This is a genomic window from Microbacterium sp. 10M-3C3, assembly GCF_003931875.1.
GTDB lineage: Bacteria > Actinomycetota > Actinomycetes > Actinomycetales > Microbacteriaceae > Microbacterium.
Genome location: NZ_CP034245.1, coordinates 3,257,071 through 3,283,864, shown reverse-complemented (window position 1 = coordinate 3,283,864; position 26,794 = coordinate 3,257,071). Strand labels below are relative to the sequence as shown.

28 protein-coding genes are annotated in these 26,794 nt (G+C 66.9%); 16 read left to right on the top strand and 12 right to left on the bottom strand.

Features of this window, described 5'->3' with window-relative positions; genetic code table 11:
* Positions 1 to 68 precede the first annotated feature (68 nt).
* The gene (locus EI169_RS15925; protein WP_062765658.1) at positions 69 to 767 is read left to right on the top strand and encodes a VIT family protein; all 699 of its coding nucleotides are present in this window, start codon (positions 69 to 71) and stop codon (positions 765 to 767) included.
* Between the two features lie 133 nt (positions 768 to 900).
* Positions 901 to 2,007 carry a heparan-alpha-glucosaminide N-acetyltransferase domain-containing protein gene (locus tag EI169_RS15920; RefSeq protein WP_036290855.1) on the top strand — a complete coding sequence of 369 codons (1,107 nt, stop codon included), beginning with the start codon at positions 901 to 903 and terminating at the stop codon, positions 2,005 to 2,007.
* Between the two features lie 44 nt (positions 2,008 to 2,051).
* Here EI169_RS15920 and EI169_RS15915 read toward each other — a convergent pair whose 3' ends face one another.
* From EI169_RS15915 to EI169_RS15890, 6 genes are all read right to left on the bottom strand, one after another.
* Positions 2,052 to 2,672, bottom strand: a complete 621-nt coding sequence (locus EI169_RS15915) for a DUF5134 domain-containing protein (RefSeq protein WP_036290856.1) — start codon at positions 2,670 to 2,672, stop codon at positions 2,052 to 2,054.
* 46 nt (positions 2,673 to 2,718) lie between these two features.
* A complete protein-coding gene (locus EI169_RS15910) occupies positions 2,719 to 4,995 on the bottom strand; it encodes a heavy metal translocating P-type ATPase (protein ID WP_036290857.1) in 2,277 nt (758 codons plus the stop codon).
* Positions 4,992 to 7,010 (bottom strand): cytochrome c oxidase assembly protein, encoded by a 2,019-nt coding sequence (locus EI169_RS15905; RefSeq protein ID WP_231729527.1) that lies wholly within the window; start codon positions 7,008 to 7,010, stop codon positions 4,992 to 4,994. The genes EI169_RS15910 and EI169_RS15905 overlap by 4 nt, the downstream gene beginning before the upstream one ends.
* A gap of 35 nt (positions 7,011 to 7,045) precedes the next feature.
* A complete protein-coding gene (locus tag EI169_RS15900; RefSeq protein WP_231477275.1) occupies positions 7,046 to 7,297 on the bottom strand; it encodes a heavy metal-associated domain-containing protein in 252 nt (83 codons plus the stop codon).
* Positions 7,298 to 7,558: 261 nt separating this feature from the next.
* The gene (locus EI169_RS15895) at positions 7,559 to 8,386 is read right to left on the bottom strand and encodes a M48 family metalloprotease (RefSeq protein WP_231477277.1); all 828 of its coding nucleotides are present in this window, start codon (positions 8,384 to 8,386) and stop codon (positions 7,559 to 7,561) included.
* Complete coding sequence (locus EI169_RS15890; protein ID WP_036290860.1) at positions 8,383 to 8,760, bottom strand: BlaI/MecI/CopY family transcriptional regulator; 378 nt, start codon at positions 8,758 to 8,760, stop codon at positions 8,383 to 8,385. Before EI169_RS15890 ends, EI169_RS15895 begins: the two co-directional genes overlap by 4 nt.
* 256 nt (positions 8,761 to 9,016) lie before the next feature.
* On the opposite strand from EI169_RS15890, the gene EI169_RS15885 reads away from it, so the two are divergent.
* The 7 genes from EI169_RS15885 to EI169_RS15855 all read left to right on the top strand — a co-directional run bounded on the left by EI169_RS15885 (position 9,017) and on the right by EI169_RS15855 (position 13,588).
* Positions 9,017 to 9,478, top strand: a complete 462-nt coding sequence (locus EI169_RS15885) for a hypothetical protein (RefSeq protein ID WP_125133154.1) — start codon at positions 9,017 to 9,019, stop codon at positions 9,476 to 9,478.
* 87 nt (positions 9,479 to 9,565) lie between these two features.
* The gene (locus EI169_RS15880) at positions 9,566 to 10,231 is read left to right on the top strand and encodes a thioredoxin domain-containing protein (RefSeq protein WP_036290865.1); all 666 of its coding nucleotides are present in this window, start codon (positions 9,566 to 9,568) and stop codon (positions 10,229 to 10,231) included.
* Between the two features lie 26 nt (positions 10,232 to 10,257).
* The gene (locus tag EI169_RS15875; protein ID WP_240640499.1) at positions 10,258 to 11,241 is read left to right on the top strand and encodes an NAD(P)-binding domain-containing protein; all 984 of its coding nucleotides are present in this window, start codon (positions 10,258 to 10,260) and stop codon (positions 11,239 to 11,241) included.
* Positions 11,242 to 11,306: 65 nt separating this feature from the next.
* Positions 11,307 to 11,666: a hypothetical protein gene (locus EI169_RS15870; RefSeq protein ID WP_062765655.1), complete on the top strand. Its 360-nt coding sequence runs from the start codon at positions 11,307 to 11,309 to the stop codon at positions 11,664 to 11,666.
* A gap of 2 nt (positions 11,667 to 11,668) precedes the next feature.
* Positions 11,669 to 12,211: a signal peptidase II gene (locus tag EI169_RS15865; protein ID WP_051498892.1), complete on the top strand. Its 543-nt coding sequence runs from the start codon at positions 11,669 to 11,671 to the stop codon at positions 12,209 to 12,211.
* Complete coding sequence (locus EI169_RS15860) at positions 12,208 to 12,543, top strand: DUF6804 family protein (RefSeq protein WP_036290874.1); 336 nt, start codon at positions 12,208 to 12,210, stop codon at positions 12,541 to 12,543. Before EI169_RS15865 ends, EI169_RS15860 begins: the two co-directional genes overlap by 4 nt.
* A 49-nt stretch (positions 12,544 to 12,592) precedes the next feature.
* Positions 12,593 to 13,588: a cytochrome c oxidase assembly protein gene (locus EI169_RS15855; RefSeq protein ID WP_082758459.1), complete on the top strand. Its 996-nt coding sequence runs from the start codon at positions 12,593 to 12,595 to the stop codon at positions 13,586 to 13,588.
* Positions 13,589 to 13,671: 83 nt separating this feature from the next.
* Here the strand turns inward: EI169_RS15855 and EI169_RS15850 are convergent, their stop codons facing one another.
* The 4 genes from EI169_RS15850 to EI169_RS15835 form a co-directional block, all read right to left on the bottom strand.
* Positions 13,672 to 14,016, bottom strand: a complete 345-nt coding sequence (locus tag EI169_RS15850) for a metalloregulator ArsR/SmtB family transcription factor (protein ID WP_036289360.1) — start codon at positions 14,014 to 14,016, stop codon at positions 13,672 to 13,674.
* On the bottom strand, positions 14,013 to 15,263 hold the full coding sequence (locus EI169_RS15845; protein ID WP_062765650.1) for an MFS transporter: 1,251 nt from the start codon (positions 15,261 to 15,263) through the stop codon (positions 14,013 to 14,015). Before EI169_RS15845 ends, EI169_RS15850 begins: the two co-directional genes overlap by 4 nt.
* Positions 15,264 to 15,481: 218 nt before the next feature.
* Positions 15,482 to 15,964: a hypothetical protein gene (locus tag EI169_RS15840; protein WP_051498841.1), complete on the bottom strand. Its 483-nt coding sequence runs from the start codon at positions 15,962 to 15,964 to the stop codon at positions 15,482 to 15,484.
* Between the two features lie 28 nt (positions 15,965 to 15,992).
* The gene (locus EI169_RS15835) at positions 15,993 to 17,054 is read right to left on the bottom strand and encodes a heparan-alpha-glucosaminide N-acetyltransferase domain-containing protein (protein ID WP_125133152.1); all 1,062 of its coding nucleotides are present in this window, start codon (positions 17,052 to 17,054) and stop codon (positions 15,993 to 15,995) included.
* 69 nt (positions 17,055 to 17,123) lie between these two features.
* On the opposite strand from EI169_RS15835, the gene EI169_RS15830 reads away from it, so the two are divergent.
* From EI169_RS15830 to EI169_RS15815, 4 genes are all read left to right on the top strand, one after another.
* Positions 17,124 to 18,743: a gamma-glutamyltransferase gene (locus EI169_RS15830; protein WP_081768039.1), complete on the top strand. Its 1,620-nt coding sequence runs from the start codon at positions 17,124 to 17,126 to the stop codon at positions 18,741 to 18,743.
* A gap of 269 nt (positions 18,744 to 19,012) precedes the next feature.
* Positions 19,013 to 20,059, top strand: a complete 1,047-nt coding sequence (locus tag EI169_RS15825) for an NAD(P)/FAD-dependent oxidoreductase (protein ID WP_081768038.1) — start codon at positions 19,013 to 19,015, stop codon at positions 20,057 to 20,059.
* The gene (locus EI169_RS15820) at positions 20,056 to 20,985 is read left to right on the top strand and encodes a cytochrome c oxidase assembly protein (protein ID WP_036289335.1); all 930 of its coding nucleotides are present in this window, start codon (positions 20,056 to 20,058) and stop codon (positions 20,983 to 20,985) included. The genes EI169_RS15825 and EI169_RS15820 overlap by 4 nt, the downstream gene beginning before the upstream one ends.
* A gap of 384 nt (positions 20,986 to 21,369) precedes the next feature.
* Positions 21,370 to 22,209: an AraC family transcriptional regulator gene (locus EI169_RS15815; protein ID WP_125133151.1), complete on the top strand. Its 840-nt coding sequence runs from the start codon at positions 21,370 to 21,372 to the stop codon at positions 22,207 to 22,209.
* 328 nt (positions 22,210 to 22,537) lie between these two features.
* Here EI169_RS15815 and istB read toward each other — a convergent pair whose 3' ends face one another.
* Both istB and istA read right to left on the bottom strand, forming a co-directional pair.
* Positions 22,538 to 23,329, bottom strand: a complete 792-nt coding sequence (istB, locus tag EI169_RS15810; RefSeq protein ID WP_125133150.1) for an IS21-like element helper ATPase IstB — start codon at positions 23,327 to 23,329, stop codon at positions 22,538 to 22,540.
* A complete protein-coding gene (istA, locus tag EI169_RS15805) occupies positions 23,329 to 24,537 on the bottom strand; it encodes an IS21 family transposase (RefSeq protein WP_125133149.1) in 1,209 nt (402 codons plus the stop codon). Before istA ends, istB begins: the two co-directional genes overlap by 1 nt.
* Positions 24,538 to 24,643: 106 nt before the next feature.
* Between istA and EI169_RS15800 the strand changes: the two genes are divergently transcribed.
* The 3 genes from EI169_RS15800 to EI169_RS15790 are packed head-to-tail and all read left to right on the top strand — an operon-like array spanning position 24,644 to position 26,786.
* Positions 24,644 to 25,549, top strand: coding sequence for a bifunctional DNA primase/polymerase (locus EI169_RS15800; RefSeq protein ID WP_036289368.1), 906 nt, complete (start codon positions 24,644 to 24,646; stop codon positions 25,547 to 25,549).
* Positions 25,550 to 25,557: 8 nt separating this feature from the next.
* Complete coding sequence (locus EI169_RS15795) at positions 25,558 to 26,280, top strand: DUF2637 domain-containing protein (RefSeq protein ID WP_240640498.1); 723 nt, start codon at positions 25,558 to 25,560, stop codon at positions 26,278 to 26,280.
* Positions 26,281 to 26,282: 2 nt separating this feature from the next.
* Entirely contained in the window at positions 26,283 to 26,786 is a 504-nt protein-coding gene (locus EI169_RS15790) for a hypothetical protein (RefSeq protein WP_231477257.1), read from the top strand.
* Positions 26,787 to 26,794 lie beyond the last annotated feature (8 nt).

The following is a 26,794-nucleotide window of genomic DNA, read 5'->3' as shown; positions in this document are numbered from 1 at the left end:
ACAGCCCGTCGACGACGCGGTCTCCACTTGATCGCGCTAGCGACGCATACGATTTGGAAGAAGGACCCATGACCACTCCCACGTCCTCCGCTGCCCGCGTCCAGCGTCTCAACAGGCTGCGTGCCGGAGTCCTCGGCGCCAACGACGGGATCGTGTCCGTCGCGACTGTCGTCGTCGGCGTCGCCAGCGCCGCTGCAGGGGAACCCGCCCTTCTCTCCGCTGGCGTTGCCGCTCTCGTCGGCGGCGCCATCTCGATGGCCCTGGGCGAATACGTCTCCGTCAGCAGCCAGCGTGACAGCCAACGCTCCGCGATCGACGAGGAACGCGGACACCTCGCCGCCGACCCCGATGCCGAGTTCCAGGAACTGATCGCGTCGTATCAGGCTCGCGGTCTCACCGAAGCCACGGCCCGGAGGGTCGCCGACGAGCTCTCCGCTCACGACGCGCTGGCCGCCCACATCGACATCGAGCACCGCCTGGCCGAGGATGAGGTCGTCAGCGCATGGGGTGCAGCGACCGCGTCCGCGATCGCCTTCCTCGTCGGCGGCGTCGTGCCCTTCCTCGCGATCCTCCTGCTGCCCACAGGTATCCGCATCCCGGCCACCTTCGTGCTGGTGCTCTTCGCCCTCGCCGTCACCGGCGCACTCGGCGCCCGACTCGGCAACGCCCGACCGGGACGGGCGGCCGTGCGTGTCGTCGTCGGCGGCACCATCGCCCTAGCCGCGACATACGGAATCGGCACCCTGCTGGGGACCGGAACGGTCTAGGACCCACCCCCGCGCACCAGTCCGGAAACCCTGCGTCCGCTCGACCTGCGAAGAGACCCCTATGCCTCACACCGACCGACCGCGCAGTCCCGGCTCCCAAGACGCACGGACTCCGCTCCGCGAGCGCTTTGCTGTGAACTGGGCGCGCCTGCACGCGGAAGACCGCATCCCCGGCATCGACCTCGCGCGAGGCATGGCCGTGGTGGGGATGTTCGCCGCGCACCTGCTGTGGATTACGCCGCTGGTCTGGAGCGACCCGGGAACCTGGACGGGCATCGTGCAGGGCCGCTCCTCGATCCTGTTCGCCACACTCGCCGGAGTCTCCCTGGGGGTGATGGCTGGCGGGGCCCGGCGGCCCAGCCCCGCGGAACTGCCGGCGCTACGGGCACGACTGGTCTACCGGTCCCTGCTGCTCTGGCTACTGGGCGTCGTCCTCCTCGGCCTCGGTATCCCGGTCTACATCATCCTGCCCGCCTACGCGATCCTGTTCCTCCTCGCGCTGCCATTCTTGCCCCTCCGCCCGCGGCAGGTGCTGATCGTTGCGGGAGGGATCGGGCTTCTCGCCCCTTTCCTGCAGGCATGGGTCGACGCCCTCCCGTGGTGGGAGACCGGCAGCGGTCGCATGGCGGCGTGGCTGCTCGGGTGGCACTACCCGTTCCCGGTCTGGATCGCGTTCGTGCTCGCCGGCCTCGGACTCGCCCGCACCGACATTCGCCGGTTGCGCACCCAGCTGGCGATGCTCGGTGCTGGCATTGCCCTCGCGGTCCTCGGGTACGGCCTCGACGCCGTCTCCGGCACGCGGGACGTCCCCGACGATGGGGCGTTCTGGGACGTGCTGTGGACTGCCGAACCACACTCCAGCGGGCTTCTCGAGGTGATCGGCTCCGGTGGGTTCGCCATCGCCGCGATCAGTGTGTGCCTGCTCGCCTGCCGCACACCACTGATTTGGATCACCCTGCCGCTGCGGGCCACCGGCAGCATGCCGCTCACCGCCTATGTCACACAGCTCCTCCTGTGGGCGGTGCTCGCCAGCATCGGCCTTGGCACCACCGGCGACCTCGGCGCGTTCCGTGACACGGCCCCGTTCTGGCCTCTGACCATCGCAACCATTACAGGCTGCACCGTCTGGGCGCTACTGATCGGGCGTGGACCGCTCGAGCGGGCGATGACCCACCTGCCCGCCCGTCGCTCGACGTCATCGGGGCGGTCCATCCCGCGAGACGATGCGCACCGCCCCTAACGTTCGGTTCCGATCCCTCCGGAGCAAACGGCGCCGAGGCGGTGTCAGCCGTTCATCAAGACGAGCATCACGCCCATGCCGGCGGCCATCACGGCGTGGCAGGCGGCATGCAGGCGATGGTGGCCGCTGCGGATCAGCCGGGAGAGCCACCACAGCATGGTCGCGGCGCTAAGCACGATGAAGGCCACGTTGACGACGTCAACCCATATCGGAGTTGCCATCATCATCGGGGCGGCATCGCCCATCGGCATCTGCCCGTCCATACCCATCTCGGAGCCGTCACCCATGTCCATGGGCATGTCGGCCATCAGCAGCGGCATCGCGGCGAGCATCCAGATCATCGCGGCGTTCAGAACGAGGTGCCCCGCCACGTCGACGCGCGCCGTGGCGGCACGGGCGCGGACCAGCAACGGCACGAGGACGATGGTGAGCATCGCGAACACCCCGACCTGCACCCATAGCGCGAGCGCGGACTCCATTGACCAGGACATCCAGATCATCGCCGCCGACATCAGGATGTGGTTGATGTCGATCAGGATCTCCCCGTCGAACGGCTTCCCGTTCCGACGCGTCCTCCTCAACCGGGGCGTGAGGTCGATCAGGCAGACCAGACCGGTGAACACGAAGGCGACGGTCAGGATGATGTTCCACGGAGCAGCGATCACACCCAAAGACTACTACAACTTGTAGATATGGGGGGACTTGCGGGGGTCAGCGACGGTCGCTCCGCGGGGTGGTGGTGCGGCGGAAGTTCTGCAACCGGAGGCTGTTGTAGACCACAAGGACGGAGGAGAGCGCCATCGCACCGGCGGCGATGAGCGGATTGAGCAGTCCGGCGGCGGCGATGGGGATCGCGGCGATGTTGTACCCGAATGCCCAGCCGAGATTGGTCTTGATGGTGCGCAAGGTGCGGCGGGACAGGGCGATGGCGTCGGGGATGACAGCGAGGTCGTCGCGGACGAGGATGATGTCGGCGGATTTCAGGGCGATGTCGGAGCCGGAGACCATGGCAAGCCCAAGGTCGGCGGCGGCAAGGGCCACGGCATCATTGATACCATCGCCGACCATCGCGACCCGATCACCGCTGTCCTGCAGGCTGCGGATCGCGTCGGCCTTCTGGGCGGGCAGCACCCCGGCGAGCACCGTGTCGATACCGAGGCGGGCGGCCACGCTCGCGGCCGCTGCGGGGGTGTCGCCGGTGAGCAGGACGGTCTTCATGCCTTGGGCGTGCAGTGCGGCGACTGCGGTGCGGGCGTCGCGTTTGATCGTGTCCCGGAGCCCGATCCGCCCCAGGAGCAGGCGGCCGCGTGCCACGAGCACGGATGTCTCCGCGGCCTGACCCGTACTGTTGTCGAGATTATCGGCGGCGTCTGGCTCGTCGGGCACGTCGATGGCGTGGTCGAGGAGGAACGCCCGGCTGCCGACGAGGACCGGCTCGCCGTGGAGCTGTCCGGACGCACCGCGCCCGGGGTGGGCGGTGAGCCCGGCGACGGGGGCGATCTCGATGCCTCGGTTCTCGGCGGCGGTGAGGATGGCTCGGGCGATGATGTGCTCGGAGCCGCGCTCGACAGCCGCGGCGACGGCGAGGAGCTCCTGTTCGGTGACGCCGTCAACGGGGGCGAGGCGGTGGGCGGTCATCGAGCCGGTGGTGAGGGTGCCGGTCTTGTCCAGGACGACGGTGGTGATGGTGCCGCTGGCTTCGAGCGCGTCCTGACCTTTGACGAGGATGCCCAGAGTCGCTCCTCGGCCGATGCCGACCATCAGCGCGGTCGGTGTCGCAAGCCCCAGGGCGCAGGGGCAGGCGATGATGAGCACCGAGATCCCGATCCCGAATGCCTGCTCGAACGACGTCCCGGCGATCATCCACCCGGCGGCGACGAGGACGGCCAGGACGATCACGGCGGGCACGAAGTAGCTGGTGACCTTGTCGACGAGGGTCTGTACCCGCGCCTTACGCGCCTGGGCCTGCTCCGCCAGCGCCGCCATTTGCGCGAGCTGAGTATGCGCACCCACCAACGTCGCCCGTACCTCTAGCCGGCCGTCCATGCTGATCGTGCCGCCGACCACTCCATCTCCCGGTGTCAGGTCGGCGGGGACGGGTTCGCCGGTGAGCATGCTGGCGTCCACCGCCGCGGCCCCCTCGATGATCACGCCGTCCGCGGGGATGGTCTCGCCCGGCAGTACTACGAAGACGTCCCCGGCGCGCAGTGCGGTCGCCGGCTGGATCTCCTCGGTGTTGTCGGTGCGGATGCGGACGTGGGTGGCGGCGAGCTGGTTCAGCGCGCCGAGCACGTCGCCGGCTTTGCGGCGGGAGCGGGTCTCGAAGTAGCGGCCGGCGAGCTGGAAGGTGGTCATCCCGGCGGCGACATCCAGGTAGACGGAGTTCGCGCCTTCCGGGGTCACGCCGAACCCGAGCCAGTACCCGGTGCCCTCCTGACCGAGGCCGAACAGGAGGGTGGCGACGGCCCACCCGAACGAGGCCGCGATGCCGAGGGAGACGAGGGTGTCCATGCTGACCGTGCCGTGCCGCAAGTTGCGCAGGGTCGCCTTGTGGAACGGCCAGGCCGCCCACGCAACGATCGGCAGCGCCAACAGCACGCACACCCACTCCCACCCCGGGAACCGCCACCCCGGCACTAGCGCCAGGACGATAGTGATGTCCATCAAGGGAACGGTGAGGATCGCCGAGACCAACAGCCGGCGCCGCAACGAGCTGATCCGCACTTCGGTGGCTCGCCGAGACCAGGCGTCGTCTGCGTCATCATGCGGGTGCGCCCCGTACCCGGCCTTTTCCACCCGCCGGACCGCCTCGTCGACCCGGTCTGGGGAGAGTCCAGTGACGAGGGCGCGTTCGGTGGCGTAGTTCACGCTCGCGCTCACCCCCTCCAGCCCATTCAAGGCACGCTCGACGCGGCCCGCGCAGGCCGCGCAGGTCATCCCGGACACATCCAGCTGCACCGCCTCGAGCATCGGCGTGGTGGTCGTCATGTCTCGTTCTCCTCGACGGTTCGGGGCGCGGGACGGGCGGCTCCGCGTGCGGCCAGCTGTTCGAGCATCCGGTTGTACTGGTCGAACTCGTCGTCGCGGCCGGTGTCCAGGTGCCGATCCTTGCGACGGGCATCCTTCGCGTCCTGTCGGGACCATTGGATTCCGAGGGCGATGATGACCAGCAGCAGCGGGATCTCACCCCCAGCCCACGCGACCCCGCCTGCGAAGTACTGTGCGGCGGGCAGGTCTGACCAGGGCAGTGCGAAATTGCGGTAGAAGTCCTCGGCGATGAGCATGTTCCCGGTCATGAGGATCACCCCGAAGAACGCGTGGAACGGCATCGCGGCGAGAACAAAGCCGAGCTTGCCGATGTGCGGCAGAGGACGCGGTGGCCGGTCAACGCCGATCACGAGCGCGTAGAACAGGTACCCGGCGATCAGGAAGTGCACGTTCATCAGCTGATGCGCCCAATGGAAACGCATGAACTCCCCGAAGATACCGGTGAAGTACAGGCCGTAGTACGACCCGACGAACAGGATGAAAACGATCAGCGGGTTGAACACGAACCGCAGCACCGGCCAGTGCAGCACCCACGTGATCCAGTCGTGCGCTCCGGCCGGGCGCGTGGGGTCGGAGCGGGTCGCTCGCAGCAGCAGCGTGATCACGCCGCCGAGCACCAGCAGAATCGGGGCAGCCATATTCAGACTCATGTGCACGATCATGTGCACTCCAAAGTCCGGAGCGGAGTACTTCCCGAACCCCGAGCTGGTGACGAAGACCACCACCGCCCACCCGGCGACCCAGGCGGCCGTCCGCCCCGTCGGCCACGCGTCGCCACGTAGCCGCACACGCCGCACCGCCCACAGGTACACCGTCACCGCGGCGATCGCGACGACGAGGAACAGGATGTTCGGCCGCCACTGCGTGAACAGCACCAGCACTGTCGGCGGGTCGGGGACCTCGAACCCGAGGAACACCTGCGAGATGCTTGTCGGCGCGAAATACTGTGGCGGCGGAATCCGGGTCATCGCCGCGGTGCCCCCGAGCCATCCGCCGATCAGGACCGTCGCGAGCACCAGCAGCCCGCTGATCCGGCGCGCGGTCAACCGTCCGCGCCGCCCCCACACGCACCCGGTCGCGATCACGGCCACAACACCCAGCAGGCAGATACCACGGACCAGAATCTGCCAACCGGTGACCGACTCCAGCAGCCCGGACCCGGCGAGCTTGAACCACGCCAGCAGCAGGTCGCTGGCCACGATCACCGGCAGCAGCACCACCAGCGTCTTCCCCAACCGCCACAGAATGATCGGGTCGATGAGTCGGCCCGTCAGGGTGCGGACGGCGCCGACCAGCACCAGCCCGAATGCCGCGCTGGTCAGCAGCGCTTGGTAGATGCCCGCGTCGCTGCCGAAGTCGTGGTTCGGGCCGACCAGGATCTGTCCGACGACCACCGGCGCAAGGATCCCGAACGCTGATGCCCACAGCGGGATCAGCAGCCCCGTCCACCGGTCGGTGAACATACTCGCCCCGAACGTCACCAGCGCCGCGACGAACGCGACCGTCCAGGCTCGCGGGAATGCGCTCGCGTCGTACAGGAACGACATCGCACCCGGCTCGCCGAGTCGGGAGAAAGGGATGCCGCTGCTGTCTAGCATCTCCAACACGACCATCGCGCCGGCCGATGTCGCCCACGCCGCGGACGCGACCTGCAGCACGGTCAGCTCGATCGACCCGCCCACCCGGGACGCATCTCGCCCGCGCACATTGCGGAAGAACAGAATCCATAGCACCGCACCGACCGTGACCGTCGAGGACAGGTCCGCGATCCCCTGTCCGGCCGCGGTGGAGATCCCCACATCCAGCCCCGGGAAGCTGACGAAGATCCGGTCGTATGGGGCTTCGCCGGCCAGGATCGTGGTCGCGACCGCCGGTGCCACCGACAACATCACCACGAGGACGGTGAGCAGAATCAGCGGCCACCGGCTGAGATGCTTGACCGGCGGGTCGGACACCGGTGCGACGTCGGGTGCGGGCGGGGGTGCGACGGTCACAACTGGTCGGTCGTCCATGACAGCACCGTGTAGCCGGCCTCCGTGACCGCCGACTCGACGGCGGCGCGTTCCACCGGGCTCGTGTGCTGTAGCCGGACCCGGCCGGACGTGGCGTCCGCGTCTACCCCGACGACCCCCGGCACCTCGCTCAGCTCGGTTCGCAGCGTCCGCTCGCAGTGTGCGCAGGTCATCCCGTTCACCACGAGCTCGGACTCATCCATACCCATCACGTCCTTCCCGTCACGCACCCCACTAACTCTACAAGATGTCCAAGATCGTTCGGTCAGGACGAAACCTGGAGCCGGCGGATTCGACAGGCGTTCTCGGCCGGACCGAGTCGATCGCTGCCACCTCACCGGAACCGGTGGCGCGAGGGTGAGTTGCGGACAGTCGCGCCTGCCGCGGTGCTTGTCTGGACGTCCGCGCGACCACGCCACCGATGGCGGGTTTCCCTCCGAGCGCTGCCACTGTCGTCCGGAGCTGTTCGATGCGATCTGCTGCGTCCTTCGTCAGGTGGGAAGGATCCGAATCGCCTGCGGCAATCGCCGCCGCCCTGCGGACGGCCATCGGCGAGCAGTGAGGCGCACGGCACGCAGGTGCATACTTTCATCGCCGGTCGTGTTCGCGAGCACAGTCAGCGCGTTGGCAAGATGCGCGGCGCCCGCCTGCCGGGCGGCCGCGTCATCTGCGGCCAACTCGATGAGCAGTACGGTGGCGCGCTGGAGTGCGCGCCCCGGCAGCACGCGGGGCAGGCACAACGCATTGATCTGCGCGATCCGGACCGCCCACCCGTGCCATTGCCGCAGATGCGCGTACTCATGTGCGAGGACCGCCTGCAGCTGCGATACGGTGAGCGTCTCCTCCATCGCGGTGGAGAGGAGGATCTCCGGGTGCTTCCCGGGGACAGCGCACGCGATGGGCTGGTCGCAGCGGAACCGTACCAGGGTGAACCCGCCCCGCTCCTCCCGCGATTTGGCCAGCGCCGCCGCTACTTGACTCGACTGTTCGGCGCCGGTCGAATCCGCAGCCGATGTGGCCACGAACGCGATCACGGCCCCGAAAGCCCCCAGGCCCAACCACCCGCCCGCCGTCACCAGCACAGCCTGGCCGTGCGATGCCACCTCCGAGACGGTCACGGCCGCCATGACGCTACCCGCCACTGCGGCGGCGGCCAAGCTCAGCCCGAGGAAGAACGCCACGAACCACGCGGTCAGCGCGGCCCGCGGGTGCAGCAACTGCCACCGTCCCACCGTCAGCACCAGCGGGCTCAACACCGCCGTCAACACCGCGGCGCCCGCGGACGCTGCCGTGAAAAGCAGCAGGCCTTCGCCCGTCACCGTGGGCGGCCGGTGTCGGGGAACACGGACCGCAACAGTGCGATGTCCTGTGCGTCCAGGTTGCCTGCGAATGCCAGCAACGCGGCCTTCCGATCCTCCGCCTGGTCGAGCGTGGAGATCATCGACGCGCCCGCGTCCTTGCCATCCGGTCGCGGTACTGAGAAACGCACCTTCCGAGGCGACTGCTCGATGCGCAGCACTTGTCCCTTGCGCTCCAGTCGGGTGAGTGCGGTCATCAACGTCGTGTATGCAGGTACGGGCCCCGAGAACAACTCCTGCAGCTGGCGAGCGCTAACGAGTTCCCCTTGTCCCCGCAGCAGTCGCAGCAACTCACGTTCGAGCTCGCCCCACTCCCTGGTCCGTGCACCCGTCATCGCTCACCTCCGCACCAACGCTAATGCACAGCAGGCGCGTACGGCCATGCCGGAGACGGTACAACTGGCAGAGAGGACGAGTTGTCGACTATGTAGCGGACCGGGTGGCGTCGCACCTGGCAGGAATGCGCGGGGGCGACGAGGACACACTCATCCAACCAGGAGCGATGCTGATCAGTCATCGCAACGTGCAGCGCGAGCGCATGACTACGGCTCATTCAAAGGAAGCGCCAGAGCAAATGACTACAATCGAAGCGTGTTCCGCTCACTCCGATTCGCCTGTGCCGGGCGACTGGAACGCAGTGAGATGATGATGCGGCTTATTGGCATGATCGGTCTCACGCTTCTGCTGATCTTCGCCATTGGTGCCGCCGACTACTGCAGCGCCGACGTCGCCGCTGCGTCGACTTCAGCCGGGTCGTCTCTTGAAACCGATGTCGCAGGTTCGGATGCAACCAGTGCGGGATCGGCGGGCATGGTGACGCAGTTTGCGACGGGCGTAGCACAGGCGGACCCGGTCGCGGGGGCTGTGCTGTGCGTCCTTGGTGTTCTCTGCGGGCTCGTCGCCGCGGTCATGCTGTACCGGTTACTCGGGCGCGCGACAGCAGTGGTGGCGGAGAGCGGCCTCGCTCATTCGCGGACGAGTGCTATTTCGAAGCCCGATGCGCTGAGGCGGACCTCGCTGACTCTGGCGACTCTCAGCATCTCGCGGACCTGACATCTCGGAGTGCCGCGCCTCGCGGGCGTGCACCCCATCGAGCGTTCGCTCGATCTTCGACCGTGTCAACAGTCCTTGGAGTACCTGATGAAACCCGCCGTGAAAGCCGGTCTCGTCGCCCTTGCCGCCGCCATCGTTCTGATCATCGTCGCGGTGATCGTCGTCCTCATCAACCAGCGAAACGGTTCGCCGCCAGGATCTGAGGACGGAGGTTCCAGGGCACAGGTCCTGCGAGAGAACTCACGCGTTCTCGACGATGGGGGAGACGGCTCGGTGACGGTCGTCGAGTTCCTCGACTTCGAATGCGAGGCTTGCGGTGCCTTCTACCCCGTGGTTGAAGACCTTCGGGAGCGATACGACGGCGAGATCACCTACGTCATCCGCTACTTCCCTCTGCCGGGGCACCTGAACTCCAGGAACGCCGCATTCGCCGCCGAAGCGGCGGCGCAGCAGGGACGCCTGGAAGAGATGTATCGCAAGCTCTTCGAGACGCAGGCCGAGTGGGGTGAAGCCCCGGAATCGCGGGCGAGCCTGTTCCGAGGCTTCGCGGAGGAGATGGGCCTGGACATGGCCGCTTACGATTCCGCGATCTCGGATCCCGCAACGGTCGCACGAGTCGATCTCGACTACAACGACGGTCGGGCACTGGGAGTGAGCGGAACTCCGACGTTCTTCGTGAACGGCGACGCCATCACGCTCGAGCGCTACGACGACCTGGAGACTGCGATTGTCTCAGCGGGCGAGCGAACATGAAACTCCGGGGGCTCTCTCACCGTCGAGTGATCATCGTCGGCTCCGGCCATGCCGGTCTCTCTGTCGCCGCCGAACTCTCACGTTCGGGCCTGCAGCCGCAACGGGATTTTGCCGTGATCGACAGCAACCCCGGCGGGCAACGCTCGTGGGCCTTCCGCTGGTCGTCCATGGAACTCCTGACCGAGGCCGGCCGCAGCACGGTCGCCGGCCAGCATCTCACCGGTGACCCCTATCGACGCCCGTCACCGCGCGAGATCGAACAGCATCTCCTCGACGTCGAGTCGAGTTTGGGGGTCACGACGATGTGGGGCATCAGAGCGACAGGTGTGGAACGTCTGGGAGACGGTTCGACTCTCCTCCTGTCAACGAATGAAGGGCCGGTACAGACGCGCAACGTCGTCTGCGCGACGGGGGCGGCGGCTCGACCTCGGACTCCGGGGTGGGCGGTGGGTGCCGCGGTGCCGGGGATCATGGTTCACAGCGCGGACTATCACGGACCAGGTCAGATTCCCCGCGGCGACGTTCTGGTCGTCGGAGCCGGTCACAGCGGCCAGCAGATCGCACGCGAACTCAGCAGCACGCACCGCGTCACGCTGTCCTCCCGACCGACGTATGCCTCGGCAGGTCGACCGATACGGCGCCTCGTCGGGCGACGTCGTACAGACGCGAGAGGCGCGGCGGCCCTCTCGCTGGATCCAGAATGGGCGCAGCTTGGTATCGACGTGGTGTCTGCGGCGGTCGCCGCGGACGGAGCGCACATCGTCTTCGACGACGGCCGGCGAATCGCTCCGCAATCGATCATCTTCGCGACCGGATACCGGCCCGCGGACGGATGGCTTCCCCGCAGGGTACTCGATGCTACATCCGGTCGTGGGAAGCGCGGGACCACGGGCGTCCCGGGTTTGTTCGTTGTGGGTATGCCGACCTACGGCAGCCGGGACGCCGACACCTTCGCCGGCGCACGCCGTGACGCGATCTCGATAGCGCGTCACATCATGAAGCGCCCCTGAACACGCTCGCACGACACCACTAACCGAAACGAGGATCACACATGAAACATCCGATAGCCGTGAGGATGTATGCGTGGGTCACCGTCGCGTGCGTGCTGCCGATCGCCGCGACGGTTCTGCTGGTGTCGCCTGCTGCTTCAGCGTCCGCCGCTGGGGATGTCGCACCAGCGACCACGTCCTCCGCTCCCGGGCCGACCTCACCCCCCTCGCCGTCGCCGACGGTCGAAGAGACGGAGTCCGACGACCACCCCCAACGGCAGAATGGGGAGCGGCCGGTGGAGCGAGACGATCTCGGGTTCCTCGGCATCCTGTTTGTGACCGGCATGGGGTTCGTCCTCGTGGCTGGTGCTGTCGGTGTCGCCGTCGCCGGATGCAAGCGCCGCCGCCGGGACCGTGCCGTGGCCAAGACGGACAGGGGAGCGTGACGATGGGCGCACGGGTGCCGAAGTACGCCTTTGCATTCGCCGTCGCCGGCGCGACGGTCATCATCGACCAGGTGTCGAAGGCTGTCGCCTTGGCGCAATTGAGTACCACGGAGCGCATTCCGCTGCTGGGAGACCTCCTCGGGCTGCAACTCGCGTTCAACCCGGGTGCCATCCTGTCGTTCGGTTCCGGAGCGACGCCGCTGCTGACCGCAATCGGAGTCGTGGTGACGGTCGTGCTGTTCGTGAGTGCAGTCCGTTCTCGCACCACCTGGTGGGCGGTCGGTATCGGGTTCGTCCTCGGCGGGGCCATCGGCAACGTCCTGGACCGTCTCTTCGCACCCCCTGCATTCGGTCGCGGATACGTCACCGACTTCCTCGCCTACTCAGACCTCTTCATCGGCAACCTGGCAGACGTGGCGCTGGGCGTCGGTGCCATCGTGCTGGCCATCGGGCTTGTTCGGCGCCGCCACGGCGCAGAGGAGAACGCTGCACCCACTCCGTCGCTGGCCTCAGAGGAGATGAGCGAACGTATGGAGAAATCATGACGCAGAAGAAGCGGACCCCTTCCACATATCAGCGGAATGCTCTGGCGCCGAGCCTGCTCGCAGCCGCGGTACTCTTCCTCGCCCCCGTGCTGCTGGCAAGCGACTGGGCCCCGGTCGTGCTCTACGCCACGTCGATCCTCGCGGTGATCGTCGGATGGTTCGCCGTGCAAGCGCGCCACTGGTGGTGGATCCCCGTGTTCGTCGCCATCGCCGTCCTGTGGAATCCGGTGATGCCCTTCCCGTTCGCCGGACCTGTCTGGACTGGGATCCAGCCCGCGGCAGCAGTCGTCTTCCTGGTGGCGGGAGGCCTGATCAAGTTCCCCCGACCCTGATGTCGGTGCTCATCGCTCAGCTCATCGACGGGCCGGAGGGGACCCGTCGATGACTCCGTGGATCCCCGACGTCGCACCCGCCTTCCCGGACTACTTCGCCGTGGTTCCTGGGGCGTTTCCGGTGCTACCCGTGTTCGCCGGGCTGCTCGCGGTTCTCTACATCGCCGGGGCCGTGCGCATGTGGGTGCGGCGTCGACGCTGGTCGGTCTGGCGCACGCTCAGCTTCCTCATCGGCTGTGCGCTCCTAGCGGCGACGACCGGTCTCGCCGTGGAGAACTACGGCTACGCGCTCATGTCGGTGTTCATGTTCCAGCAACTCACTCTGATGATGGCGATTCCGCCGCTACTCATCCTGGGATCCCCGGGCACCTTGCTGCTCCGCGCCACCCCGCACGTGGGAATGGGACGCACCGCGCTCGCCGTCGCCCAAGCGGGGCTGCGCAGTAGACTCGCGCGCTGGGCACTGAGCCCATGGGCCGCACTCCCTCTCTATCTCGCCGCGTTCTACGGCCTATACCTCGCGGGCTTCGCAGACTCCATCCTGGGCTCGACCGCGGGACACATCGCCCTCGAGGTGGCGTTCCTCGGCGCTGGAGTCATCTTCACGATCCCCATCCTGAGCTCCGACCCGCTGCCGGTCCGCCTCAGCCACGGCGGTCGCGCCCTCGACGTGTTCGCCGAAGCAGCCCTGCACGCCTTCTTCGGCGTGTTCCTCATGATGGCCACCACGATGCTCATCACCCACTTCGTCGCCCCCACGCAAGCCATGGGACTAGACCCCATCGAAGACCAGCAACTCGCCGGCGGACTCGCCTGGTCGTACGGCGAGGCCCCCACACTCCTCATGCTGATCTACGTCATGCACCGATGGTTCCGGGAAGACACCGCACGATCCGAGGCACAGGACCGGTACGTTGACATCCACGGATCATCCGAACTGGACGACTACAACGCGTACCTCCAGAAACTTCGCGAGCGGGACATCGGCCCGGTTCCGACATTCTCTCAGCGTGTTCCTCCGCGCTCACGTCGACCAAGTGCTTGAGGTCTCCGGCGACAGTACGACCGCCGGAGAGGGGCAGTGGTCGATAGCGCGGAAGGACTCTGACCGGGCTTCTCCGTACTGAATCACGCCTGGTGGTGGTGCGGTGTTCCTATGGCATGCTCGGCTTGCTTGAGCGCTTCGTCGACGAGGGCTACGGCGTGCTCGTCGGTGAGCCGATAGAAGACCCGGGTTCCTTCCTGCCGGGTGGTGACGATGCGGGCGAGTCTCATCTTCGCGAGATGTTGCGAGACAGCTGTCGAGTGTTTGTCGACGATATCGGCGAGGTGGTTGACGGACATCTCTCCGTCGCGGAGCGCGAGGATGAGGCGGACCCGCGTGGCGTCGGCGAGCATGGAGAAGATTTCGACGGCGAGTTCTACATAGGGGCTGTCGGGATGCCGAGCGCATGTGCTGTCCGAGTTGGTCATGAGGCCATCTTCTCCTGTTCAATCGATTTCGGTGTGTTCGTCGGGGATCGCCATCCGCGGCTGGCGATCAGCCCCGCCACGATGGCGATCACGGCGAGGACCGCGGCCGCGACCGTCAGGCTTGCGGCGCCGATCCATCCGGCCAGCGGGTAGGTGATGAGGAAGCAGGCGTGGGAAAGGGAGAACTGCGCCGTGTAGATGTAGTTGCGGGTGTTGTCATCCGATGCGCGAGCGAGCAGTCGCGCAGAGGGGGTGCTGATCATCGAGTTCCCTGCGCCGATGAACAGCCACAACGGGAGCAACAGCCACCAAGCACCTCCCCCGGCGGCCGACGTCGCCCAAGCGGTCATTCCCACTGCACCGATGAGGGCGAGGGAGCTGACAGTGGCTCCGGTGAGCATGAGGCGACGGTCGCCGATGCGTTCCACGAGTCTCGGGACGTTGATCGCGACCAGAAGGGACCCGGCGCCGTAGCAGGCGAGCGCGAATCCGAGGCTGCTGTTGTCGAACTGGAACACGTCTCGGGCGTAGACGACGGTGTTCACCAGCACCAGAGCGGTGCCGGCACCGACCACGAGGTTCATCGCCATCAGGAACCGCAGGCTTGGCGTCCTGGCGAAGATTCTTGCGCCGAGGGTTGTGCGGTGCCACACCGATCCTGTGGTCGTGACGGGTGTGCGCGAGGGGAACGGGGTCACCAGCACGAGCACGGCCGAGAGGGCGAAGCCGACCGCGGTGCCCACGAACAGCAGGTTGAACTCGATCACGCTCAGCAGCGCGGCAGCCAGCAACGGGCTCACCAGTGCTTCGAGGTCGTAGGCGAGACGGGACAGCGAGAGCGCCTTGGTGTAGTCGCGTTCGTTGGGCAGAACCACGGGGATTAGTGATTGGAACGCGGGGGTGAACGTCGCCGACGCGGACTGCAGGATGAACACCAGCAGGTAAATTTGCCAGATATCGGTGAGGAACGGCAGAGAGATGGCGACGGCGAGGCGGATCACGTCCGCCCCGATCAGTACGGCCTTCCTCGGCAGCCGATTCACTAGAGCGGCGATCACGGGCGCCACGCCCACATACGCGACCATCTTGATCGTCAGGGCGGTGCCCAGCACCGCCCCGGCATCAGCCCCGGCGATGTCGTACGCGAGCAGGCCGAGCGCGACGGTCAGCAGCCCGGTTCCCAGCAGCGCCACCACCTGAGCGGTGAACAGATTGCGGTAGCGAGACTCCCGCAGCACACTCAACACATCAAACCTCGTTACCTGCATAGTTGCGTAGATACGATGCAACCTTAGCACTCTCCGCAACGGCAGGCGCACTTCGCGGACGACTCACATCCGTCTGCGCTCCTGTGGGGAGGGGCTGCCCTGCCGCATGGGGATCTTCTGTTGACCAGGTCAGGCAGGCGGGCGGGAGCGTCAGGCTGGATGGAGAGGCCGGTTCCCTGCGGTGGTTGTGAGCCCGGTCAAGTCCGCGTGGACGCGCGTGCTTGCCCGGAGGACATGGGGTCTGCGGGTCCGTGACCGGAGCCCGGTCTGCGCACGAGCCCCGATCGCAGCAGGATGATCGTGTCGAGGACGAGAGTGGTGAGCACGCTGATCACGACGGCGACGAAGAAGATCATCGGCTCGATCCAATTCTGACCGCGAAGCAGGGTGAGCGTGATGAAGAACAGGATGAACTTCGCCAGCCAGCTGCCGAGGACGATGGCGAAGAAGATTGGCACGTACAGCGGCGAGCCGTACCAGCGGTTCGCGACAAGCAGGCTGATCGCGGTGATTGCCAAGAAGACGGCGGTCAGCACGACTCCGGTGATCGCGCTGATCAGACCCCGCTCTGCGGCAAGGAGCCAACCGATGCAAGCCCCGACAAAGGCGAGGCCGACGGTGATCCCCGCACTCCACCGCAATGTGCGGCGAAGGACTGGCGTGCTCGTCACTGTAGTCATCGTCGTCGCATTCCTCGGTCGTGGTGGGTCATGGGGACGCTCCGGGGCGTAGTTCCAGCCATCGGCCGCGGATGGCCCATTCCAGAGGGCCGGCGCGGAAGTGGCGCATCCATAGGAGCGCTCCGAGGATGCATCCGCCGATGGCGAGAAGGGAGACGCCGACGCCCTGCAGGAACGTGAATCCGTCCTCGGGTCGCAGCGCCGCGAGCAGGAACAGGTGGCCGACGTAGAACGTCAGCGCCATCTGTCCGGCGAGGACCACTGGTGTCGCGAAGCGAGACAGATGACTCCAGAACCGCAACAGGAGTCCGGTGACGAAGATCGCGCTGCCCACGCTGCTGATCACCCACAACGGCATCTGCCCGTGGGGCACCCCCGTCAACAGCAGGCCGTAGCCGCGCTCGGGTTCACCGAGAAGGAGGGGGAACAGCTCGGCTGCGGCCAGGGCGCCGACGCCGGCGATGCCGCCCGTGATGATCATCGCCTTCTGGACCCGCCGCTCGCGCAGGTCCATGCGGCCCAGCATCATCCCGAACACGAACGGGATGATCCACACGACCAGAGGGTACGGACGCGACAGGAACAGCGTGTGCAGCAGGCCGGGAATGTCGCCGGACCATGCCAGCTCCGGACGGGGTTCGCCGGTGTGATCGAGGGATTCCCCGACAAAAATGAGCGGACCGACGATCATGAACACGGTGATGAGTCCGATCAGCACGCTGGTCGGAAGCCGGTATAAGAGGAGGGCCACAAGGAACAGCCCGCCGTATAGAGGGAGGATGACGTTGACCCCGTGCGGGAGTAAACCGAGCAGAAGACCGCCGACAATCAGGATTGCTGCACGCCAGAGGACGACGATGATCCGTCGGCGCCCGTGGTCGGCGCGCAGGAACAGGCTCATCGATACGCCCGCAATGAGGACGAACAGCACCGATGCCCGGCCGTAGGGCAGAAACCACAACCGTTGAAACACGCTCTCGTTCGCGACAGGCCCGACGTTGACGATGATCATGCCGATCAGTGCGAGACCGCGGGCAGCGTCGATCGCGAAGAGCCGTTTCGACGCAGAGGCAGCGGTAATGGTTCCCATCACTACGGATCGTAACCTGCACACCTACGCATCTCCTGAGCTACGCAGATTGTTTGTTAGCATCGGTAGATGCCCCGCCTCGCCACCCGGCCGGCCGTTCTGGCCGCCCTCGTCCTCGTGACGGCGATGCTTGCCGGCTGCACGCCCACCGAGCCGACCCCGACACGGTCACCCCTCAGTAGCTCGACGCCCTCCCCCACGCCGACGCTTCCTCCGCTCGCCCAAGGCGCGGTGGCGGCAGGGCATCCGCTCTCCGCCGAAGCCGGCACAGCTGTCCTCCGCCAAGGCGGCAACGCGGTCGACGCCGCGATTGCCGCGGCCTTCGCCGACACGGTACTGCAGCCGGACGCGTCCAGTATCGGCGGCGGCGGCTCGGCCATCATCGCCGATAGCGACGATCTCGACTACGTGGACTACCGCGACGAGGTGAACACCGCTGGCTCGGTGCCGTCCTCGGGAGCGGGGATCCCTGGGTTCGTCGCCGGAATGGCGGCCCTGCACGAGCGTTACGGGACGCTGCCCTGGGAAACGCTACTCGAACCGGCGATCGCGCTCGCACGAGACGGCGCCCCCCTCTCCTCATATCTGGCCGGGCAACTCCAGTACCTCCCTGGTGGCGCGGCGGACGTACCGCCGTTCTATGACGCTGACGGCCGAAGGCTGCTCGCCGACGCGACATTCGTGCAGAGCACGCTCGCCGAGACGCTCAGCACGATCGCCACGGAGGGCGCGGACGCGTTCTACACCGGATCGCTGGTTCCGCGTCTGGCCGACGTGCCCGGGATCGACGCCGAATCTCTCGCCGCCTACGAGGTGCAATGGTCCGACCCGCCAGCCGGGACGTTCGGGGACTACACCGTCGTCTCGGCGGCACCGGCGTTGCCGGGCGCCGCGGTGATACAGCAGCTGCAGATCGAAGAAGCCCTCGGAATCGCCGGGGCAGCTCCCGGGTCGGCAGATTTCATCGACATCCAGACTCGCGCCTGGCGGATCGCCAACAACTCGATTCAGACGCTCTTCGGCGACCCGAACTTCGTTGACGTCCCCGTTGACGAGCTCACCGACCCGGAGGCCAACGCCGCCCTGGCGGCCTCCGCGGGCGCGGCTGGGACAGCGGAGGGTGAAGATGTCGACGGGAACACGACGCACATCTCGGTCGTCGATGAGAACGGGCTGACCGTGTCCATGACGAACACCGTCACCGACTTCTGGGGCTCGAAACAGTACGTCGCCGGGTTCTTCTTCAACAACTCCCTCAAACGGTTCAATGACATCGGTACTGCCGGGCTGAACGTCGTCCGGCCCGGCGCACGATCGGTTAGCTGGTCGGCGCCGAGCCTCGTCCTCGATGCCACCGGCCCGCCGGTACTGGTAGTAGGTCTTCCCGGTGGGCGACAGATCCCCAGCACTCTTGCCACCGTCATCGCCCTGTGGGCCATGCACGATGCGAGTGTCGAAGAAGCCGTCCTCGCCCCACGATTCCAATTGCTCACCAACGACGTCCTTCGCCTCGAGTCCGACAGTGTCGCCGCCGAGCTCCGTGGTCGCGGCTACACCGTGGAGGTGTCTGGCTACCCGCCCGTGTTCGGATCGGTACAGGCTCTCGAGATCGACTGGCAAACCCGGTCCGTGACCGGCTTCGCCGACCCACGGCGTGCGGCAGGTGTCAGCTACACAGGCTCCGGATAGATACGAACCACCCATGAACCAACTGTCCGTCGTTGCGTCGAACATCCCGACCCGTGGGGTTGAGTCAGCTCGTGTCCCTCCCGTCGCGGCAGGAACGATCCCGTGTGGATAACCAGCGTCGCGCAACTGATCGCACTCGTGGTGATTATTGTGCTCATCGGGCTGGGAGCGCCAGAACGCCGCGAAGGAGAACCGCTCCCGACGTTTCGAGACGAGTGGGACGACATGAAAGCCGCCGTTCGGCGAGCCTGGAATCGGATACTCCGAAAATGACCAGTAGGAGAGCGATCAAGAAGCTCCCGCTGGGCATGGGCCGTCGGCGAGCGATTATCGTCGGCGCGGGACAATCAGGCCTCGCCGTCGCAGCCGCTTTGGTGGAAGGCGGGCTTACCCCACAACACGAGTTCGTCATCATCGACGCGAGCTCCGGAGAGACGAGTTGGGCGAACAGGTGGCACTCGATGGTGTTGCTCAGCGACGCACGCCACAGCACTCTGGTCGGCTATCCAACGGTAGGAAATCAGCGCCGCCACCTGACGGCGAATGAAATGTCCCGCTATCTCGCCGATACCGCTGCTCGCATAGGAGTGAAGCCGTTGTGGAGGACCCGCGCCATCGGAGTGGAGCGACGCGGCGCAGAAGAGACGACCCTCGTACTTTCGACGTCGGTCGGTGACGTGCAAACCCGAAATGTGGTCTGCGCGACCGGCGCTGCCTCTCGCCCCCGACGTCCACAATGGTTCTCCGGCCTGGACGTTCCCGGAATGGCGTTACACAGCAGCGACTATCACGACCCGAAGCAACTCCCGCCCGGCGATGTGCTGATCGTCGGCGGCGGGAATACCGGTGTGCAACTGGCGAGGGAGCTGAACGACTCTCACACCGTGACGCTGTCGGTTCGCACCCCCCGGCGCCGGCACGCCCTCGCGTTCTTTCCCCATAGCAGTGGCAGATACAGACACCTGATCGAGGGCAAGCGTCAACCGGAGCCGCTTTACACCGACAGTTACCAGTCGCTCAGACGCGACGGAATAGCTATCAGCTCAGCCGTCACCAGCGCCCACGGACCGACCGTATCTCTGGCCGACGGTTCCACCCTCAGGCCGACATCCGTCATTGCCGCCACGGGCTATCTCCCCGGTGACGACTGGCTTCCCGACCACGCCCATCCGACAGGCCACCACCCTACCCAGACAACGATCCCAGGCCTAACCGTTGCCGGAATGCCCCGATTCAGCCGCCCCGGCAGCGACACCATCCACGGCATACACCGGGATGCACTGCTCATCGCCCGCAGCATCCTCGACCGACCATGACGACAACGCTCTCCGGCACTGCGCCTCCGACTGTCGAGAATCTGCTCGCCCTCGCACCGAGCAGTGCGTCGCTTCTTGCGCCGATCGCCGTCCTGCTGGCCGCGCTCTATGTCTGGGGAGCAATGCGCCTCTGGTCCCAGCGCCGTCGATGGTCCATCTTGCGGACCATCTCCTTCCTGCTTGGTTGTGTCCTCCTCTTCCTAACCGGCGGCCTCGGTCTGAACACCTACGGAAGTCTGTCGGTCGCCGCACTGGTGTTCCAACAGATCACCTTGATGACCGTCGTCACCCCACTGCTGATCGTCGGCTCACCTGGTCGACTACTCCTGCGGGCTACACCGCACCGCGGCCTCGGCGTGTTCGCGCTGCGTGTTGCGCATGCCGGTCTGCGCTCGCGCTTAGCCCGAGCCGTTCTGCACCCCGTCGTCGCGATCCTCGTCGCCGCCGCGCTCTACCTCGGGCTGTACCTGACCGACCTGGTCAGTGTCATCATCCGCCTCCCTGCCGGACACGAGCTCCTGCTGCTCACGTTCCTCATCAGCGGGACCATCGCCGCCGTCCCGCTCTGGTCCTCCGACCCACTGCCCCGCACCCCGTCCTACGCCGCCCGCCTCATCGACGTAATTGCCGAGATCCAGATCCACGCCGTCTTTGGACTGATCCTTCTCCTGAGCAGTACACCACTGTTCGTGGCCTTCACCAATCCCACGATCGGGTGGCCAATCGACCCGCTTCGCGATCAGGCGATCGCGGGGACCCTGGCATGGACATATGCCGAGCTACCCCTGCTGATCGTCCTCATTGTCACACTATCCCGCTGGCGCTCCCGTGACCTCACACTCGCTGATCGCCGACGAGATCAAGATGACGCAGAAAGGGAGGAATACAACGCCTACCTCGCCACCCTTAGCCAGCACGACCGGTGAACGCAACCGGCCGCGTCGCGCTCGTCCAGAGCTGCTGTCTCGCTTGCAAGAGGCTTCGTCGGCGCGGCACCACGCAGTTGCTTCTCGTAGCTCCGCGAGTACGGCCCCGCTGCCGTGTGCGACAGCTTCCCGTTTCCCAGGGCTGATCGGCACCGTGCTTGGCTGCCATGTCTTCGATCGTGTCGTGCTTCGCGGGAGTGAGCGATAGCACGCCAGGGAGTCGGCCGGTGTGGGAGCGGGAGTCAACTTTCAGCAGCGCCGACTGCTCACGAACAACTCTCGTTCCCGCCCGCGCGACGCAGTGGCGCTGGAGCTGTGGCGGTCGAGGTTGCGAGGACTCTTCCGTCCAGCCGGGCGATCTTCCGGCAGACGAAGATTCTGAACGTGCTCGAGGGCACGTGCGAGATCGCGACGGCCGACGGCGTCTTTACGCTACGGCCCGGCACGTCGTTCGCTCTCGGCTCGGGACGCTGGTGCCAGATTAGGCCGGCCCCGTCTGTGCGAATGTGGGCGGTATACGCTGATGATGAGTTCTGGCTCTCGCAGATGTCGTGGTTCTTCCCGGATCGCTCACGGGTCCTCGCGGGCATCCACCCGCATGAGTGGGGCGGCATACCGCTGCTGATCGAACCCGGCGTGGAGGCGCTGAGGCAGATCGAACCGCTGTGGCGACAGATGAGCATCCTGTCTGACGGGTCTCATCCGCCAGAAGTCGTCGCTACTCGCACGGTTGAGCTGCTCGCCCGCTGGGTGGGGATGGTGCTGCCGACGTTCCTCTCGGCGGAGAATGGCCAACGTGATACGCAACCTCCGTGGAGACCGATTGACGGGCGCCTGACCGACCCGGCGGTGATCGGCCATATCGGCGACACGGTACGCATGCTCCGTACACGGATGGCCGAGCCGTGGACGGTCGGAGCTCTCGCTCGCGAAGCTTCGCTCTCGCGCACGCACCTCACACGCATGTTTCTGCTGCACACCGGGGCGCCGCCGATGCGGTTCCTCACGGAGATCCGGCTGACCGAGTTCACCCGGCTGATCGAGGAGACCGATCTGTCCGTGGGCCGCGCCGCGGCTGCCTCCGGATGGCGCGATCCGCGTGTAGCGTCGAACTGGTTCCAGCGCCGCTTCGGGGTCACCCCGACGCAGTACCGCCTCACCCCGCACCCGTCCCTCGAGGAACTTTGCGCTCGGAGGGTCATCGAGGACGAGTCCGTAGGCTGAGTCCCGGCATCGTCACTCGCTGTGTGAACCGTCTTTCTTCACGCATGACCCGTTTTCGTCTTCTGCCTCTCGACGTATCTGCTGCCGGGCCAGTAGACCGGGCCAGACACGTCGGGTTCGTTGTGGAGCCTGACGGTCGTCACACCATCTTTCGTCCGTCCTCGCTCCGCTGACCCTCCCGGCGCACCTCATGGTCGCAAGGGCAACCGCTTCCTGCGGTGGCCTGCCGGGAGGAGGAGCGGGTGGCTACCGAGGAGACGAGGAACTGTCGGCGGCGGGTGAATCCTGGTCACTTTCGGCGCTCGAAAAGTGAACGGTTGCGGGCAGTCTAGCCAGGGGTCTCGTCGGTGGTGGTGCGAATGCTGGGGAGGCTGTCGATGCCTCTGCCGCGGAGGCGGTAGCTGGCCCCTTTGAGGGTGAGGACGTCGGCGTGGTGAACGATCCGGTCGATCATCGCGGCGGCGACGGCCTGGTCTCCGAAGACGCCACCCCAGCCGGAGAACGGCAGGTTCGAGGTCAGGATCAGCGACGCGTGTTCGTAGCGTGACGAGACCAGCTGGAAGAAGAGGTTGGCGGCGTCTTGTTCGAACGGGAGGTAGCCGACTTCGTCGACGATGATCAGCCCGTAACGGCGAAGCCGGGTGAGCTCTCGTGGGAGGTTGCCTTGCCGGTGGGCGTCGGCGAGTCGGGTGACCCAATCGGTCGCAGTCGCGAACAACACCCGGTGCCCGTGGCGGGCAGCGACGATCCCGAGCGCGGTCGCGAGGTGCGTCTTCCCGGTCCCGGGAGGGCCGAGCAGGACCACGTTCTGCGCTTCGAGGAGGAACCCTCCCGAAGCGAGCGCGGCGATCTGCTGCCGGGTGGCTGGTTGCGCGTCCCAGTCGAAGTCCTCGAGCGTCTTCCGGCTCGGGAAGCCAGCGGCTTTGATCCGCAGCTCCGCGCCGGAGGCGTTGCGAGCGCTCACTTCGCGTTCGAGGACGGCGGCGAGGTAGTCCTCGAACGACCACCCGGCGTCGCGTGCTTGGTCCGCCATCCGGGCTGCGGCCTCCGTGATCCGGGGTGCCTTGAGTGCGCCGGCGAAATAGGTGATCTGCTTCGCGACGTCGGTCTTGCCGGCCATCAGTTGCTCCCCTCGACGAGCCCGAACGCGCGGTCGTAGTCGGCGAGATCCCGAGTCAGATCGTCGCCGACTGGAACAAGTCGCGGCTGCTGGAACTCGCGTCGTAGGACGGCCGCAGCTTCTCGATGCGCGGGGTCGGTGATCACCATTCCTCGTGCCCAGACACGGGTGTGGTCGGCGATGATCCGTCCATCGAGGCGGACGCGGACCCGGTCCAGGTCCGCGGTGACGTCGACGATCCTGCCGATCGCGCGCGGGTCGACGGAGTAGTCGTTCGTGTCGATGCGGACGTAGTAGTCGCGGCCGAGCCGGATCCGGTTCCGCCAGCCCAGATGCAACGGGATCGGCGGCAACGGCAACATCGCCGCCAGATCCGCAGGCAGCAGCGAGATCGGAGAGGCGGCCAGGGTGCGCACCCTCCGCTGGTTGGCGACTCCGAGCCAGTCGGTGAACTGCTCGTTGAAGTCCGCGGGCGAGGTGAATGACCGGCCCGGCATGAACGATGTCTCGAACCAACCGTTGCGGCGTTCCACGATCCCTTTCGATTCCGGATCCCGCGGCGGCAGCAGCACGAGCTTGGTCGCGAGGGTTCCCATGAACGCGTCGACTCCGTCCGCGTGACGGCGTCCTCGCCCGATGCCGGGCTCGTTGTCCCAGATCAGCCGACGCGGAACCCGGCCGAGCTGCTCGATCAGCTGCCAGGTCCCGAGCAGCAGATCCTCCGTCTTCCGCGTCGGGATCATCACTCCCGTCGTGAACCGGCAATGCGCCGGGGTGATCACCAGCACCGGCAACAGCTTCGCTGTCCCGTCCTCGAGCGGGATCTTCTTCGGCGGGAACCACAGATCGCACTGCGCCGCGTCCCCCGCCGCCCACGTGATCCGATCCGCGGGATCGAGACGCTGCTGCTCGGGCCGCAACCGCTTCACGTTGTCACGGAACCACCGGATCGAGCCCGTCCACCCGACCCGCTCCGCGAGCACCGTCGCCGGCATCGTCGGCGTCTCCAGCAGCAACGCACGCACCCGCGACTCGAACGGCGTGAACGACGTCGGCGCCGCTGTCCGCTCATAGTGAGGCGGCGATTCCGAGTTCACCGCCTTGATGACCGTGGTCCTCGAGATCCCCAACCGCTCAGCAATATGCGCCTTCGGCACGCCCTCGCCGGCCAGCCTCCGGATCAACGCCCAGTCCTCCAAAGTGATCACTCTCCAATCGTTGAGTGTTCACTTTTCAAGCGCCGCTACTGTCCAGTTTTCGAGCGCCGTCGACAGGAACGACGCTCGCGAACCCCGTGATGGGTTCGCGGAGGTGATGACGCGTGTCTCACCAGCCTGGCATCCCGCCGTCGCTGCTCGCGAGTTCGCCGCCGCTGGGGTGCCAGTGTTCCCGTGCGCACCGGGCGGAAAGCGCCCGGTGACGGAGAACGGGTTCCACGATGCGACTACTGAGGCACGTCAGGTCGATGTGTGGTGGCGGGCGCGGCCCGGTGCGAACATCGGCATGCCCACCGGCGAAGTCTCCGGGGTCGTCGTGGTCGACGTCGACGTGCATGGGCCCGTGAACGGCTACGGTTCGATGCGTCGCGCGCAGCAGGCGGGCTTGGTCGACGGGTGGATGTTCCTCGTGGCCACGCCGTCGGGCGGCACGCACGCCTACTACCCGGCGGTGCCGGGCCAGCAGCAGCGCTCCTGGCAGGCGGCACGCGCCGCCGTCGACTTCCGCGGGGACGGCGGATACATTGTGCTGCCGCCGTCGAGTGTTCTCGTCAACGGGGCAAGGGCCGGCTACCGCCTGCAGCAGTTGGGGTCTGGTCCGAGCGCGCCGGTGGACGCGGCGGGGTTGCGGGACTTCCTCGACCCGCGCCCGCAACCTCGCTCGCTACCTCGGAACGCGGCGATGAGCGGCGCCGCATCCGACGTGTCGCGGCTTGCGGCGTGGGTCGCGAACCGTCAGGAAGGCGAACGCAATCGCGGCCTGTTCTGGGCTGCCTGCCGCCTTGCGGAGAACGGTGTGAACCCCGTGGAAGCTCTTGACCTTCTGGGTGCCGCAGCGGGTCATGCAGGTCTTGCGGAACGGGAGATTGTCACGACCGTCCGCTCCGCCTACCGTGCTGCGCATCCCTCGGCCAGGGAGCGGACGCCGGATCGCCCCGGCGGCTCCTTCGCTCGCGCTCCGGCCCCTGCCGCTCCAGCACCCGCATTCGGAGGGCTGTCATGATCGCCGGGATGGATCGCCGGTGGGCGGTGCTGACCGCGGCGGTCGGGACGGTGTTCATCGCCGCCGGCGCGTTCTGGTTGAGTTTCACCGCTCTCGCGGACCTCGCAGCACGCTCCGGAATCGGCGCCGGGCAGTCATGGGCCTGGCCGCTCATTGTCGACGGGATCATCGTCGTCGCGACCGTCGCCGTCGTCGCTCTCGGCGGGCAGCGCTCGGCGTGGTACCCGTGGACGCTGTTGATCGGCGGCGCGCTCGTCTCGGTGACTGCCAACGCGATCCACGCCGTCGTCGCCGCGGACGCCGACGTGCCCGGAGTGCTGGCCGCCGCTGTCGCCGCCGTGCCTCCCGTGGTGCTGCTGGCGATCACGCACCTGACGGTCGTGCTCACCCGACCGACCACCGGCCCAGCACGACGGGAACTTCAAAGGCTCGGTGAGAAGGTCGCGCCCGCGCGAGACGACCACGCACCGCCAGCGCAGCATCTGACTCCGCTGGCGGTACGCGCCCGAACATCGGAAAGCGATGTCGCGCGGGCGGCTCCTGATGAGAGACCGAGCGGCGATCGGCGGATGCAGGCGGCCGCGTTCCGGGAGGCGCGCTGGTCTAACAAGCGGATCGCCCGTGAGCTCGGAGTGCATGCGTCGACGGTCGGCCGGTGGTTCGCCGCTGGGCACCTGGCCGATGGCCCCGACTCACCCACGAGCACGAACGACAACACGAAGGAGCAGTAGCGATGAACGACCACGATGTGCATGAGCCTGACGGGCCCGACCGTTTCCTGGAGGCGCACGAGCGACCGGGCCTATCCGGATCGGAAGCTCGGGAGTCCGATCCGACAGCTCCCACCCCCGAGGCGTACAAGCAGCCAGACGACGCCTTGGTGGCGACGCCAGACGAGATCGCGCAGGACGAGATCGTAGATCGGTCGCAGACGCCAGAAGCGATCGAGGCGGCGAAGGTCGCCGGGGGCTCTTCTCCGGAGCGAGCTCTCGACCCGCACGTGCGTGCTCGCGGGGTGGAGTGGGTGCGGCCGACCGATCTGATGGCCCGGCAGGGCGCGCAGATGGCCGGGCGCGGCATCGACTTCCAAGCCGCGATGGCGTTGCGTACACGGCAGAAGGCGCTCGACGGGGTGAGGTCGCTGGGTGAGCGGGCGAAGCGGCTGCCGCCGCTGTACGCATTCGGCCGCGGCACCGCGCGGTCGGGGCCGGCGCGCTCGGCGGTCGGGGCGAGCTGAGCGGGTGA

Excerpts from the sequence above, each read along its gene's own strand:
- EI169_RS15925 (WP_062765658.1), top strand. The coding sequence starts at position 69 with ATGACCACTCCCACGTCCTCCGCTGCCCGCGTCCAGCGTCTCAACAGG.
- EI169_RS15910 (WP_036290857.1), bottom strand. The coding sequence starts at position 4,995 with ATGACGACCACCACGCCGATGCTCGAGGCGGTGCAGCTGGATGTGTCC.
- EI169_RS15890 (WP_036290860.1), bottom strand. The coding sequence starts at position 8,760 with ATGACGGGTGCACGGACCAGGGAGTGGGGCGAGCTCGAACGTGAGTTG.
- EI169_RS15880 (WP_036290865.1), top strand. The coding sequence starts at position 9,566 with ATGAAACCCGCCGTGAAAGCCGGTCTCGTCGCCCTTGCCGCCGCCATC.
- EI169_RS15870 (WP_062765655.1), top strand. The coding sequence starts at position 11,307 with ATGTATGCGTGGGTCACCGTCGCGTGCGTGCTGCCGATCGCCGCGACG.
- EI169_RS15865 (WP_051498892.1), top strand. The coding sequence starts at position 11,669 with ATGGGCGCACGGGTGCCGAAGTACGCCTTTGCATTCGCCGTCGCCGGC.
- EI169_RS15860 (WP_036290874.1), top strand. The coding sequence starts at position 12,208 with ATGACGCAGAAGAAGCGGACCCCTTCCACATATCAGCGGAATGCTCTG.
- EI169_RS15855 (WP_082758459.1), top strand. The coding sequence starts at position 12,593 with ATGACTCCGTGGATCCCCGACGTCGCACCCGCCTTCCCGGACTACTTC.
- EI169_RS15850 (WP_036289360.1), bottom strand. The coding sequence starts at position 14,016 with ATGACCAACTCGGACAGCACATGCGCTCGGCATCCCGACAGCCCCTAT.
- EI169_RS15840 (WP_051498841.1), bottom strand. The coding sequence starts at position 15,964 with ATGACTACAGTGACGAGCACGCCAGTCCTTCGCCGCACATTGCGGTGG.
- EI169_RS15835 (WP_125133152.1), bottom strand. The coding sequence starts at position 17,054 with ATGGGAACCATTACCGCTGCCTCTGCGTCGAAACGGCTCTTCGCGATC.
- EI169_RS15830 (WP_081768039.1), top strand. The coding sequence starts at position 17,124 with ATGCCCCGCCTCGCCACCCGGCCGGCCGTTCTGGCCGCCCTCGTCCTC.
- EI169_RS15825 (WP_081768038.1), top strand. The coding sequence starts at position 19,013 with ATGACCAGTAGGAGAGCGATCAAGAAGCTCCCGCTGGGCATGGGCCGT.
- EI169_RS15820 (WP_036289335.1), top strand. The coding sequence starts at position 20,056 with ATGACGACAACGCTCTCCGGCACTGCGCCTCCGACTGTCGAGAATCTG.
- istB (WP_125133150.1), bottom strand. The coding sequence starts at position 23,329 with ATGGCCGGCAAGACCGACGTCGCGAAGCAGATCACCTATTTCGCCGGC.
- EI169_RS15800 (WP_036289368.1), top strand. The coding sequence starts at position 24,644 with ATGACGCGTGTCTCACCAGCCTGGCATCCCGCCGTCGCTGCTCGCGAG.
- EI169_RS15795 (WP_240640498.1), top strand. The coding sequence starts at position 25,558 with ATGGATCGCCGGTGGGCGGTGCTGACCGCGGCGGTCGGGACGGTGTTC.
- EI169_RS15790 (WP_231477257.1), top strand. The coding sequence starts at position 26,283 with ATGAACGACCACGATGTGCATGAGCCTGACGGGCCCGACCGTTTCCTG.